The organism is Adlercreutzia sp. DFI.6.23 (assembly GCF_024462535.1).
GTDB lineage: Bacteria > Actinomycetota > Coriobacteriia > Coriobacteriales > Eggerthellaceae > Adlercreutzia > Adlercreutzia rubneri.
The window spans coordinates 37,493-49,816 of record NZ_JANGBP010000007.1 but is presented as its reverse complement, the minus strand read 5'-3'; the positions used below and the strand labels follow the sequence as shown (position 1 = coordinate 49,816).

Below are 12,324 nucleotides of genomic sequence, written 5' to 3'. Positions count from 1 at the left end.
TCACCAACCGCCAACCATCGCCCCCGCCGCGCGTACGACCCTCCCCGTCGCGCGGCGGTGGACTTTCTGCAGGTTTTTGGCTTGAAAAGCCGGACGCCATCCAGACCACCCTCCCTTTCCCTGAAATCGCCAGCAAACCGACACAGAATCGCCCTCGCGCCGCGAGTACGCGCGTGCTATAGTGAGCGCGTGGCTTCAAACACTGCTGAAACGACAAAAGGGGCCCTTATGATTACCACTGAAGTGGCATTTGCCCGTTCCACGTGGCGCAAGTCCAAGGAGTTCAGCGCCGGCCTGCACGATCTCGCCCAACGCATGCCCATGGAGCTCGTGCGCCTCTACGTGACCGAGGGCGTGCGCACGCCACGGGTGCGCATCGACTACTACGACCGCATCGACGAGCTGCGCGAACTGCGTCGCGAAGCCCTGCTGGCCGAGATGCGCCACGTGGAGACCCAGGCCGAAAGCTGGCTTGAAGAGCATCCCGACGAAGCGGCCCGCATCGCCGCCGAGCATCGCCGCACCCAGGCCACGCCGGAGATGCTTTTGGGCACCGCCGTCGTCAACGGCGACAGCCCCGCATTCGGCTTCACGCCCGAGACCTACCTGATCGCCCCCAGCCTTCGCGTCTACGAGCTGTTCATGTGGTACGACGAGAACGAACGCTGGACGCGGAATTAGCAGCTGCCGACTTGCGCCCCGCCCTCGCCCTCGCCCCTCTCTGCCCTAGCCTTCGCTCTGAGCCTCTCGCTTTGTAACCGTCCCGAAACCAACGGGGCAGTTCCTCCGCGATATGATTATGCGAGTTTACCCAAGAGAAAGGACGCCCATGGGCATCGTAGAAGGCAAGGTAGCCATCGTCACCGGCGGCACACGCGGCATCGGATTCACCATCGTGCGCGAGTTTTTGAAGAACGGCGCGAAGGTGGCGCTGGCCGGCTCGCGCCAGGAGACCGTGGATGCGGCCTTGGCCAAGCTCGCTGAGGAGGGCTTCACCGACAACGTCATGGGCATCGCGCCCTCGCTGACCGACCCCGATTCCGTAGCGGCGGCTTTCGCCTCAGTGGTCGACCGCTTCGGCCGTTTGGACGTGCTGTGCAACAACGCCGGTGTGAGTTCCCGCACGCCGCTGGTGGACTACACCTTGGAGGAGTTCAACAAGGTCATGTCCATCAACGTGACCGCCGTGTTCGTGTGCACCCAGGCGGCGGCGCGCATCATGATCGAGCAGGGCGAGGGCGGCTCCATCGTGAATACGAGCTCCATGGTGGGCAAGTACGGCCAGCCCTCGGGCTTCGCCTATCCCACGAGCAAGTTCGCCGTGAACGGGCTCACGCTGTCGCTCGCCCGCGAGCTGGCCAAGCACAAGATCCGCGTGAACGCCGTGGCCCCGGGCGTCACTCACACCGATATGGTGGACGCGCTGCCCGACTCGGTCATCAAGCCGCTCATCGAGTCCATCCCGCTCGGCCGCATGGGCGAGCCCGAGGACATCGCCTGTGCCTGCCTGTACCTGGCCAGCGACATGTCCAGCTACGTCTCGGGCGCCGTGCTGCCCGTAGACGGCCTGTCGCGTCCGTAAGCACTTCGCAGAGCCATACAGAACGGCCGCCGTCCTTCAAAGGGCGGCGGCCGTTTTCATGCATCTGCAGTTCCAAGCATCCGCACAAGCAATACAGCGCGTTTTACGCCTCGTGGCGCTTCTCGTAGAAGGCGGCCAGCTCCGGTGCCATCTTCTCCAAGGTGGGCAGATCCTCGTAGGCCATGTGCCCGTTCTCATGCACCTTGTACTCGATGCGGCTCGTGATGGACTCGGGCAAGAACATCTTCGAGATGGAGTGCTTCACGTTCCAGAACGGCGTGGCCGCGTCGTGGATGCCGCCGAAGAACAGCACGCGGCAGAACGGGTTGCGGCGCAGGGCCGTGCCCATATCGTAGGCGGTGTTCGGGCACACGGGGCTGCCCATGGTGCCGGGCGCCTGGTGCGTCCAGTTCCACTCCTCGTTCACCTTCATGGAAAGCAGCAGGTTGATCGGCGAGCCCTTGAAGCCCGTCTCCTGGACGAGCTTCATCCAGGCGGACTGGTCCGGCGTCATGATGGCGTCGCCGGAGGGATCCTCGCCGGCGAAGAACTCGTTGTCGCCTTGCACATCCATGTAGGCCGGCTCGGTGAAGCGCGTATCGTAGCGGCCGGTGAACAGGCCCTCGTCGGCCATGATGGTCTTGCGGAAGGTGTCCAGCTCGATGCGCAGGTGCTTGCCCTCGATGAACTCGGCCGGAAGCCCGATGAGCTCGCTCATCTCGACGGCCAGCTCGTGCTCCTCTTCTGGGGTGATGGAGTCGCTCGCGATGAGGGCGCGACCGTACTTCTCATCGACGAACCTCCAGGCGCGGTCGAACCACTCGAACTGGTCGACGCCGGCGCCGGCCTTGCCGAAGTAGTTGGCCGTGGCGGCGTACACGGGCACCATGCCCATGTAGTACAGGTCGTTGCCGGCCAGGGTGGGCGCGTAGTCCAGAATGGAGGACTGCTCGATGACGCCGGTCAGCGCGATGCCGCGCTCGCCGAGCACGCGCATGAGCACCGAGTTGCGCATGGTGCCGTAGGACTCGCCATACAGGTACAAGGGCGCGTTCCAGCGCTCGTGGGTGGTGAGCCACTGGGCGATGCCGCGCATGAAGGCGTCCGCGTCGCCGTCGACGCCCCACACCTTCTTGGGGTCGTAGCCCTCGGCCACCTTGGAGTAGCCGGTGCCCATGGCGTCCAGATACACCAGATCGGTCGTGGGCAGAAGCGAGTAGGGATTGTCCTCAGGCGCCGTCGGACAGGGCAGCTGCTTGATGGAGCTGATGGGCACGCGGCGCGGGCCCAAGCCGCCGATGTTCACCATGGCCGACGAGCCGCCCGGGCCGCCGTTCCAGCAGAAGGTGACGGGGCGATCGGACTTGTCGGCCGCATCGCTTACGTAGGAGAGAGCGAACATGTGCCCGATGAGCGTGCCGTCGTCGGTATGCAGCGGCAGCATCTCGGCAGTGGCGGTGTACTTGACGGTCTGCTTGCCGTCAGTCCAGGTGAGCTGCTTGCTAGCCGGCTCGGGGACGGGCTGTTCCGGTTGTGTGCTCTTCCCGTCGTTCATGGTGACGGTGAAGGAGGGGCTGGTTTCTGCCATGATGGACTCCTTTGTCGTGAACGGACCGCGCCCCCGCCCCCAACGGGGGCGGCAGGGCGAACGGCGCCATCGACGAGCCTAAGGCCCGCCGCGCCGTTCCCCCTCGGGAGCGCCCCGTTGTCACCCGGCCCGCGCCCAACCGTCGCCCAGCTGTGAACTGGGCCGCCGACCGCGCTGGCAGAGGTGCGCTGGAGCGCCTCCGGAAGATGCCCTCGGCTACCGCACGGCCCGGGAGGGGCGCGGCCGGCGCAGGCGCTGCCCGATGGCGCGCGGGGTGAGGCCGCGCGGGGTGAGGCCGCGCGGCAGGCTGGCGACGAGCATCGCGACCGCAATCAGGGCCATGCCGGCCAGACGGCACGGCGTGACCGCTTCGCCCAGAAACACCGCCCCCAGCACCGCGGCCACAAACGGCGACAGGGCGCACAGCAGGCCCGCGACATCGGCGGACAGGCGGCTTTGGGCAACGGGCTGCAGCGTGAAGCCGAAGCCGGTGCACACGACGATGAGCGCGGCCAGGCTGCCCCATTCCGCAGGGGCCGTCGGCAGCACCGGCGCCTCGAAGACGAGGGAGGCGCCCAGGGCCAGAAGGCCCATGGTGGCCACCTGCACGATGCCGAGGGTAAGCGGGTCGCCCTCCTGGGAGAGCCGCGCCGTCGTCAAGATGGCCGCGCTATAGGCCGCTCCCGACCCCAGCCCGAAAAGGACGCCGGGCACCGTATCGCCGCCCGGCCCGCCGCCCGCGGTGAGCAGCCCCACGCCGATCATGGCCACGGTGCAGGCCGCAGCCACGGGCGCCGCCGGCCGGCGCCGGGCCATAAGGGCCGCCGCCATCGGCACGAGCACGATGGCCGTGTTCTCCAAGAAGGAGACCGTCGACGAAGATGCCCCGGTGAGAGCGTGCATTTCCAGGGCCATGCTGGCGAAGAACACGCCTCCCATGGCCGCCCCGCAGCCGAGCGTTCGCCGGTCCAGCTTCAGCAGGCGCCGATGGAACAAGACGATCAGCAGCCCCGCGGCGATGAGGAACCGCACGGCGAGGATGTTGAAGGGGGCCATGGTCCCCACGAGGATCTTGCTGAACATGAACGAGGTGGCCCGCGCGGCGATGATCGCCGCCAGAAGCATCTCCGCCTGCCGCACTGTCATGGGAACCCCTTTCGCCGGAACCGCTTGCCATCAGGGTAGCGCCCCTGTATCATTGCGAAAAGCGCGAATACATCACCTCTGCTATGAGTATTACGCAAAGAAGGAGGCCGGCGTGGACACCGAGAAATGCACCGTGCTTCTGACCGCCATCGACCAGGGCAGCCTCTCCGGCGCCGCCGAGGCGCTCGGCTACACGCCCTCGGGCGTCAGCCGGCTGGTGGCCTCGTTGGAGGCGGAGCTGGGGCTGCCCCTGCTCGTCCGCGGCAAGGGCGGCGTGACCCCCACCCCCGAGTGCGAGGCGCTGCGCCCCCGCTTCGCCGAGCTAGCCTCCCTGGGACGGGCCTGCCGCGACGAGGCCGCCGCCGTGCGCGGCCTGGAGGCAGGCACGCTCACCGTGGGCAGCGCCTACCGACCGCTCTACCGCGCCCTAGCCTCCACCATTGCCGCCTTCAGCGCCGAGCACCCCGGCATCCAGGTGCGCATCGAGCACGCGAACAGCTCCACCTTGGCGGCCGGCATGGCGCAGCGCGCCATCGACTTCTCGCTTATGAGCCGCCGCGAGATCGACTGCCGCTGGACGCCGCTGTCCCACGACGCCATGGTGGCCGTGCTGCCGCCAGACCACCCGCTGGCCAAAGCCGACGCCTTCCCCATCGAGCGTCTGCTCGACGAGCCGTTCGTCGAGCTGTACCCCGGCGAGGACTGCGACAACTCGCGCACCCTAGCCACCGCCGGCATCCGCCCGCGGGCCGCCTACGCCGTCCACGACACCTCCGCCGCCTTCGCGCTGGTGGAGGCGGGGCTCGGCATCGCCCTCATGAACGACATCTACGCCCGCACCGCCGAGGCCGAGGTGGCCGTGGTGCCCCTGGCGCCGGCGCGCATCGTGGAGATCGGCATCGCCGCGCCGCCCGGGCGCCCCTCCCCGGCGCTCGCCGCCTTCGAGGCCTTCGCCGTCCCGCGCCTTCAACGTGAGGCCCGCTAGTGGCATGGACTTTGGCAGCAAGGACTACGAGCTGGTTTCGGCGGGGACGAGGCTCTGCTATGCTACGGGCAGGAGAAATCGCGAGAAGGGAGCTTCCATGAAAGTAGTCATCGTAGGAGGCGTGGCCGGCGGGGCCACTGCGGCGGCCCGATTGCGGCGGCTGGACGAGAGCGCCGAGATCGTCGTCTTCGAGCGGTCCGGCTACATCTCTTACGCCAACTGCGGGCTGCCCTACTACATCGGGGGCACCATCGCCGATAAGAGCGCCCTCACCCTGCAGACCCCCGAGAGCTTCCGCGCCCGCTTCAACGTGGATATGCGCACCCGCCACGAGGTGGAGGCCGTCGACGCAAAGCGCCATGTGGTGACCGTGCGCAACCTGGATACCGGCGAGGTGTTCGAGGAGCCCTACGACAAGCTCATCCTCTCGCCCGGCGCGCGACCCACCCAGCCGAAGCTTCCCGGCACGGGGCTCGACCGGCTTTTCACCCTGCGCACCGTCGAGGACACCTTCGCGATGAAGGACTTCATCGATGCGGAGGGCCCGCGCTCGGCCGTGGTGTGCGGCGGCGGGTTCATCGGCCTGGAAGTGGCCGAGAACCTGCGCGAGCTGGGGCTGGACGTGACCATCGTGCAGCGGCCGCGCCACCTCATGAGCCCCTTCGACGCCGACATGGCCGCCCTCATCCACCAGGAGATGCGCGCCCACGGGGTGCGTCTGGCGCTGGGGCGCTCCGTGGAGGGCTTCGAGGAGCGCGATGGCGGCGTCGACGTGCTCCTGGCCGGCGAAGAGCCGCTGCGCGCCGACATGGTGGTGCTCGCCATCGGCGTCACGCCCGATACGGCCCTTGCGGATGCGGCGGGGCTTCAAACGGGCATCAAGGGCAGCATCGTCGTGAACGACCGCATGGAGACCGGCGTCGAGGACATCTACGCCGTAGGCGACGCCGTGCAGGTGAGCCACCTCGTCACCGGCGACGACGCGCTCATCTCGCTCGCCGGGCCGGCAAACAAGCAGGGGCGCGTAGCAGCCGACGCCATCTGCGGGCTCGACAGCCGCTTCGCCGGCGCCCAGGGCACGTCCGTCATCAAGGTGTTCGACCTGACGGCCGCCGCCACCGGGCTCTCCGAGGCCGCCTGCGAGCGCGCCGGCATCGCGCACGACGCCGTGGTGCTCTCCCCCATGAGCCACGCCGGCTACTACCCCGGCGGCAAGGTCATGACGCTGAAAGTGGTGTTCGAGCGCGAGACGTACCGCCTGCTCGGCGCCCAGGCCATCGGCTACGAGGGCGTCGACAAGCGCATCGACGTTCTGGCCACGGCCATTTTCGCGGGGCTTTCCGCGATCCAGCTCAAGGACCTCGACCTCGCCTACGCACCGCCCTACTCCTCCGCGAAAGACCCGGTGAACATGGCCGGCTTCATGGTGGAGAACCTCGCCTTGGGACTGGTGTCCCAGTACCGCTGGGACGAGGTGGCGAAGCTGCCGCGCGACGGGTCGGTGCAGCTCATCGACATCCGCACGCCCGCCGAGTTCGAGCGCGGCGCCCTGCCCGGTTTCCGCAACATCCCCTTAGACGAACTGCGCGAGCGCTTAAACGAGCTGGATCCCGCGCTGCCCGTGCGCCTCGTCTGCCAAAGCGGCCTGCGCAGCTACGTGGCCGCCCGCATGTTGGCGGGCCACGGGTTTGCCGGCGTGAGCCATTTGGCCGGGGGCCTGCGCTTCTATGACATCGTCACGGGCGATGCGCGCCTCATCGAACGCGCCACCCCCTGCGGCGCCGACGCCTGTTAGAAGCGTCCGCAACCTCCCCTACCCCAGCGCCACATCGAGCACCATCATGAGCACGAAGCCGAAGGCGACGCCGATGGTGCCGATGTTGGTGTGGCGGCCCTGCTGGGTCTGGGGGATGAGCTCCTCGGTGACCACGTACATCATGGCGCCGGCGGCGAAGGCCAACACGTAGGGCAGAAGCGGGGTCACGAGCCCCGTGATGGCCACCATGAGCACGGCGCCCACCGGCTCCACGGCCCCGCACAACGTGCCGGCGAGAAACGCCTTGGGCCGCGACATGCCGTTGGCCGTCAACGGCAGCGACACCACGGCGCCCTCCGGCACGTTCTGGATGGCGATGCCGAGGGAGAGCGCCACCACCGAGGCAAGCGTGATGGTGGGATCCCCCGCCAGAAAGCCCGCCAGCACCACGCCCACGGCCATGCCCTCGGGCAGGTTGTGGATGGCCAGGGCGAACAACATCATCGTGGGCTTCTTCAACGTGGTGACGGGCCCCTCCGGCTCGTCGGAGCCCACGTGCAGATGCGGCGTGAAGTGGTCGATGGCCAAAAGCAGCAGCATGCCGCCGAGAAAGCCCACGGCAGCCGGCGCCCACGCCGGCACGGGCCCTCCCTCGGCCGCCTCCAGCGCCGGCGTGATGAGGCTCCACACGCTGGCGGCGATCATGACGCCGGCGGCGAAGCCCAAAAGCGCCTTGGTGAAGCGCTCGGACATGCCATGGCGCATGAGGAACACGAGCGCCGCCCCCAGGGTGTTCCCCAGAAACGGCACGATGAGCGCCACGAGCACGCCTGCGACCACGGGATTTTCCATCGCTGCTTCCTTTCCAACTTTCTCGACGGCTTCTTGACGCCGTCGCGGAACAAGCATAGCGTACCGCCATCGATACAATGGCATCAGCCTTCATGCGTTGTTGCCCTGTAGAGATAGAGCCCCGCGACCTGCTACACTGGCATCGACGCCGAAAGAGGATCCGCGACATGACGCCAACACGATTCGGGGCCGGCCGACGACAGCCGCAACGAGGAGCGAAGGAGAGACGGTGCGCCAGACCTACTACGTCATAGACAACCACCTGTGCTGTCGCTGCGGAGCCTGCCAGAAAGTGTGCCCCCACGGGGCCCTTACGACGGCGAGCCCCGTGCCCGTCATCGACCAGACGCTTTGCCGCCATTGCGGGATGTGCTTCCGCGCCTGCCGCCTCGGCGCCGTCACGCGCCCCTACGAGCTGTACCAGCTGAAGAAGGGCCGCCGCCTTCTCTAATACGAAAGGGCGTGGGGGATGAACAGGCGCTGGTAGGTGGCGGTGGCGTAGCGATCGGTCATGCCGGCGATGTAGTCGGTGACGGCACGCAGATCGTCGCCCTCGGAGATGGCGCGGTAGTCCTCGGGCACCTCGTCGATATGCGCGGCGTAGTAGTCGAACAGATCCGCCAGCAAGTGCTTCGCCTTCTCCACCTCGGCCATGACCGAAGGCGCCGTGTACACGTTTTCGAACAGAAACGCCCGCAGCTCCATCATGGCGTCCCACACCTCGGGGCTCATGGCGATACCCCCCGTCTCTGCCGAGGTGCGCACCATGTCGGTGACCAGCGTCTCGATGCGGGCCGAGTGGTTGGCGCCGAGCACCCGATGGGTCGTATCCGGCAGATCGGCCTCGCGCAGAATCCCTGCACGGATGGCGTCGTCGATGTCGTGGTTCACGTACGCAATGCGATCGGCGGTGCCCACGATGCGGCCCTCGCAGGTTTCGGCCTGCAGGTCGCCCGTATGGTTCAAGATGCCGTCGCGCACCTCGAAAGTGAGGTTCAGACCCGCGCCGCCGTTCTCGATGCGCTCCACCACGCGCACCGACTGCTCGTTGTGGCGGTAGAGCGCCGCGGCCTCGGGCGTGCCGGGCGCGAGCCCCTTATGGCGCGCGAGGCACGCGGCCAGCGCCGCCTCGCCGGTATGTCCGAAGGGGGTGTGGCCCAGATCGTGGCCGAGCGAGATGGCCTCGGTCAGATCCTCGTTCAGCCCGAGCGCCCGCGTGATGGTGCGGGCAATCTGCGCCACTTCCAACGTGTGCGTGAGCCGCGTGCGGAAGTGATCGCCCTCGGAAGCGAGGAACACCTGGGTCTTGTGGGAAAGCCGCCGAAACGATTTCGAGTGCAAGATCTTGTCGCGATCGCGCTGGTAGTCGGTGCGCAGCGCGTCAGGCTCGCTGGAGGAGCGGCGCCCCTCGGTGCCGTCGGCGAAGGCGGCCTCCTCGGAGAGCACCTCGTGCTCCCGCTGCTGCTGGTCTTCCCGATACACAACGCGCATACATCCTCCCTTCCACGGATGTTCTCAGTGTAGCAAATTCCAGAAAGCCCGTTCGGCAACAGGCAAGCAACGTTGAGTCAAAAGCTGAACGATGGAAGGCGATCGCGGCGTCGCGCGGGCGTTTCAGGGAGTACCCTTGAGCTATCGACCGTCCGAAGGGGTCGAAGGAGCCGAAGAGAAGAAGCAGCCATGGCGTTTCTCAGGATACATAAACTGACCGAGAAAGACGAGATAGGCTACTTCGCGCCGCGCACGTGGGATTTCTGGCGCGCGCTTATCGTCTGCTTCTGCCTGTGCTGCATCTTGGGGCATTGGCTCGAGATGCCCTACTGCTGGCTTATGGACCGCCTCTTCGGCATTGTGGCCGACGACTACGCCGTATGGACCGACCCGTGGTATCACCCCTACTGGGTCTACGGCTTCGGCGCGGTGTTCATGACGCTGCTCATCGAGCCTTTGAAGGAGCGGCTGATCCTGCACCGCAAAACGCTGTGGGGCGCGTTTCTGGAATCGCTCGTCATTGCTATTCTCGCGGCCATGGTGCTGGAGCTGGTCATGGGCTGGCTCATCAACCAGCCCGATCCCACGACCGGCGAATACCCCTTCTGGGACAACTCCCAACTGCCAGGCAACGTGTTCGGCCAGGCGTGGCTCGTGAACGACTTCTTCATCGGACTGGTGGCCATGATATATGTATGGGTCATCTTCCCGCTCGTCTGCGAGGGCTTCTCGCGGCTCTCCCCCAAGGCGGCCAACGTCGCCTTCGCCCTCATCATCGTCGGCTTCGCCGCCTGCGTGACCGCCTCCTACCTGGAGCTGAAGCTCTGGGAGAAGTACTAGGCAGCAATGCGACTCGCCCGCCCTCTCGCATTCCGAAGCGCCAATTTTGCGCGCCCGCGCTGCACAGGCACGCCCAAGCAGATACAATAGGGCGATGCAACTGACGCGGGGCACGGACGCAAGGAGGCGTTTATGGAAGCAAGCGGGTGGGCGTACACGGAGGCACTTTCCGAGCTGTACCCGACACGAGCCGACGTGGCGGCGGAAATCGCGGAGCTGGAGGGGCGCCTTACGCTACCGCGCTCAACCGAGCTGTTCGCCTCGGACATCCACGGCGAGTACAACGCCTTCTCCCATGTGCTGCGCGGTGGCTCAGGCGCGGTGCGCGCGCTCATCGAGGACGTTTTCGGCAGCACGCTGAACGACGACGAGAAAGCCGCGCTGCTCGCACTCGCCTGCTATCCTGCCGAACATTGCGCTTACGCTTTGGGGCACGTCGAAGACGCCGACGCATGGCTTGCCGAAGCCGCCGCGCGCCTGGCCAAAATCGCTCGTCGGGCCGCCGGCGACCGCACCATCGACGAAGTGCGCGCGCTTCTGCCTGACGACCTCGCCATCGCTGAGGAGCTCGTCGCCGGGCGCAGCACGCCGGCCCGACAGCCCTATCGCGAGGCGATCATCGAAAGCCTCGTCGCCTCCGGCGAGGGCCCGGCCCTCCTGGAGGTGCTGGGCGCTCTCATCCAGCACCTCGTCGTCGACCAGCTGCACCTCATCGGCGACGTGTACGACCGCGGGCCGGCGCCCCAGCTCATCATGGACGAGCTCCTCTCCTACCCCAACGTCGATGTGCAGTGGGGCAACCACGACATCCTGTGGATGGGCGCCGCTGCCGGCAGCCCCGGCAGCGTGGCCAACGTTGTGCGCATCTGCGCCCGCTACGGCAACCTGTCCATTCTGGAGGACGCTTACGGCATCAACCTGCGCCCCTTGGCCACCTTCGCCGCCGACGCCTACGCGAACGACCCCTGCGCCGCCTTTGCCCTGAAGGGCAATCCGGGGCTTTCCGAGGCCGAGACGCGCCTCACCGAGAAGGTCCAGAAGGCCATGGCCGTTATCCAGTTCAAGGTGGAGGCGGCACTTATCGCCGAGAACCCCTCGTTCGGCCTGGACGATCGCAACCTTCTGCACCTGATCGACCGTAAGCGCGGAACGGTCGTCGTGGACGGCGTCGAGTACGAGCTGCTGGACACAACCTTCCCCACCGTCGACTGGGACGACCCCTACCGCCTCACCGAGGACGAGGCCGCTGTCATCGAGCAGCTGTGCGCCGCGTTCACCGGCAGCGAGCGCCTGCAGCGCCACATGCGCTTTTTCCTGGATCGGGGCAGCCTGTACAAGATCGAGAACGGCAACCTCATGCTGCACGCCTGCGTGCCCCTGGCCGACGACGGATCGCTTCTGGAAGTGACCCTGTTCGGCAAGACCTACCGGGGTCGCGCCCTCTACGACATGGTGGACGCCTCGGTGCGCGCGGCGTTCTCGGCCACCGACGAGGCCGAGCGCAAGCGCGGGCTCGACATGCTGTGGTACCTGTGGCTCGGCCCTGGCTCGCCCCTGTTCGCCAAGAGCAAGATGGCCACCTTCGAGCTGTACCTCATCGCCGACAAAGCGGCCCGCAAAGAAGTGAAGAACCCGTTCTACTCGCTGCTCGATGACGAAGCGGTCGTCGACGGCATCTTCCGCGACTTCGGCATGGATCCGGCCACCTCGCGCATCATCTGCGGGCACGTGCCGGTGAAGGTGAAGGACGGCGAGGACCCCGTGAAGGCGGGCGGGCGGGTGCTCTGCATCGATGGCGGCTTCTCGGCGGCCTACCAGAAGACGACGGGACTGGCGGGCTTTACGCTCGTTTCGAACGCTGAGGGGCTGTTCCTCGATGCCAACGAGCCGCTCATCTCCCGCGACGCCGCCGTGGAGGGTACCGCCGACATCCATGCCGAGCGCCGCGTGCTTGCCGCCTACGACATGCCCCGCACGGTGGCCGACACCGACGAGGGAGCGTGCCTGCGCGAACGCATCGCGCTTTTGCGCACCTTGCTCTAGCTGCCCGCACGCCGGCTTCGATGAGCCCCTACTCGGGCAAT

Annotated in this window: 11 protein-coding genes; 7 read left to right on the top strand and 4 right to left on the bottom strand. The window is 67.0% G+C overall.

Annotated features, from left to right (window positions below):
* Positions 1–228: 228 nt before the first annotated feature.
* Complete coding sequence (locus NE591_RS08150; RefSeq protein WP_173112035.1) at positions 229–681, top strand: hypothetical protein; 453 nt, start codon at positions 229–231, stop codon at positions 679–681.
* Positions 682–829: 148 nt separating this feature from the next.
* Positions 830–1,582 (top strand): SDR family NAD(P)-dependent oxidoreductase, encoded by a 753-nt coding sequence (locus NE591_RS08145; protein ID WP_202427919.1) that lies wholly within the window; start codon positions 830–832, stop codon positions 1,580–1,582.
* A gap of 103 nt (positions 1,583–1,685) precedes the next feature.
* Here the strand turns inward: NE591_RS08145 and NE591_RS08140 are convergent, their stop codons facing one another.
* Both NE591_RS08140 and NE591_RS08135 read right to left on the bottom strand, forming a co-directional pair.
* Complete coding sequence (locus tag NE591_RS08140; protein WP_173112032.1) at positions 1,686–3,170, bottom strand: S10 family peptidase; 1,485 nt, start codon at positions 3,168–3,170, stop codon at positions 1,686–1,688.
* Positions 3,171–3,386: 216 nt separating this feature from the next.
* The gene (locus NE591_RS08135; protein WP_114539358.1) at positions 3,387–4,316 is read right to left on the bottom strand and encodes a DMT family transporter; all 930 of its coding nucleotides are present in this window, start codon (positions 4,314–4,316) and stop codon (positions 3,387–3,389) included.
* Between the two features lie 112 nt (positions 4,317–4,428).
* On the opposite strand from NE591_RS08135, the gene NE591_RS08130 reads away from it, so the two are divergent.
* Positions 4,429–5,301, top strand: coding sequence for a LysR family transcriptional regulator (locus NE591_RS08130; protein WP_173112029.1), 873 nt, complete (start codon positions 4,429–4,431; stop codon positions 5,299–5,301).
* Between the two features lie 97 nt (positions 5,302–5,398).
* A complete protein-coding gene (locus NE591_RS08125) occupies positions 5,399–7,096 on the top strand; it encodes an FAD-dependent oxidoreductase (protein ID WP_114539360.1) in 1,698 nt (565 codons plus the stop codon).
* Between the two features lie 18 nt (positions 7,097–7,114).
* Here the strand turns inward: NE591_RS08125 and NE591_RS08120 are convergent, their stop codons facing one another.
* Positions 7,115–7,909, bottom strand: a complete 795-nt coding sequence (locus tag NE591_RS08120; protein ID WP_157012876.1) for a ZIP family metal transporter — start codon at positions 7,907–7,909, stop codon at positions 7,115–7,117.
* Positions 7,910–8,138: 229 nt separating this feature from the next.
* Here NE591_RS08120 and NE591_RS16270 point away from each other — a divergent pair, with 229 nt between their 5' ends.
* A complete protein-coding gene (locus NE591_RS16270) occupies positions 8,139–8,360 on the top strand; it encodes a 4Fe-4S binding protein (RefSeq protein ID WP_181815543.1) in 222 nt (73 codons plus the stop codon).
* Here the strand turns inward: NE591_RS16270 and NE591_RS08110 are convergent.
* On the bottom strand, positions 8,357–9,400 hold the full coding sequence (locus NE591_RS08110; RefSeq protein WP_157012875.1) for a deoxyguanosinetriphosphate triphosphohydrolase: 1,044 nt from the start codon (positions 9,398–9,400) through the stop codon (positions 8,357–8,359). The genes NE591_RS16270 and NE591_RS08110 overlap by 4 nt on opposite strands.
* Before the next feature lie 189 nt (positions 9,401–9,589).
* Here NE591_RS08110 and NE591_RS08105 point away from each other — a divergent pair, with 189 nt between their 5' ends.
* Together NE591_RS08105 and NE591_RS08100 are read left to right on the top strand one after the other, a co-directional pair.
* Positions 9,590–10,240, top strand: coding sequence for a putative ABC transporter permease (locus NE591_RS08105; protein ID WP_114539363.1), 651 nt, complete (start codon positions 9,590–9,592; stop codon positions 10,238–10,240).
* Positions 10,241–10,372: 132 nt separating this feature from the next.
* Positions 10,373–12,283, top strand: coding sequence for a fructose-1,6-bisphosphatase (locus NE591_RS08100; protein ID WP_114539364.1), 1,911 nt, complete (start codon positions 10,373–10,375; stop codon positions 12,281–12,283).
* Positions 12,284–12,324 lie beyond the last annotated feature (41 nt).

What these genes read in the sequence shown, in the direction of transcription:
- NE591_RS08110 (WP_157012875.1), bottom strand. Translation starts at nt 9,400, where the DNA reads ATGCGCGTTGTGTATCGGGAAGACCAGCAGCAGCGGGAGCACGAGGTG.
- NE591_RS08150 (WP_173112035.1), top strand. Translation starts at nt 229, where the DNA reads ATGATTACCACTGAAGTGGCATTTGCCCGTTCCACGTGGCGCAAGTCC.
- NE591_RS08135 (WP_114539358.1), bottom strand. Translation starts at nt 4,316, where the DNA reads ATGACAGTGCGGCAGGCGGAGATGCTTCTGGCGGCGATCATCGCCGCG.
- NE591_RS08145 (WP_202427919.1), top strand. Translation starts at nt 830, where the DNA reads ATGGGCATCGTAGAAGGCAAGGTAGCCATCGTCACCGGCGGCACACGC.
- NE591_RS08105 (WP_114539363.1), top strand. Translation starts at nt 9,590, where the DNA reads ATGGCGTTTCTCAGGATACATAAACTGACCGAGAAAGACGAGATAGGC.
- NE591_RS08120 (WP_157012876.1), bottom strand. Translation starts at nt 7,909, where the DNA reads ATGGAAAATCCCGTGGTCGCAGGCGTGCTCGTGGCGCTCATCGTGCCG.
- NE591_RS08125 (WP_114539360.1), top strand. Translation starts at nt 5,399, where the DNA reads ATGAAAGTAGTCATCGTAGGAGGCGTGGCCGGCGGGGCCACTGCGGCG.
- NE591_RS08100 (WP_114539364.1), top strand. Translation starts at nt 10,373, where the DNA reads ATGGAAGCAAGCGGGTGGGCGTACACGGAGGCACTTTCCGAGCTGTAC.
- NE591_RS08140 (WP_173112032.1), bottom strand. Translation starts at nt 3,170, where the DNA reads ATGGCAGAAACCAGCCCCTCCTTCACCGTCACCATGAACGACGGGAAG.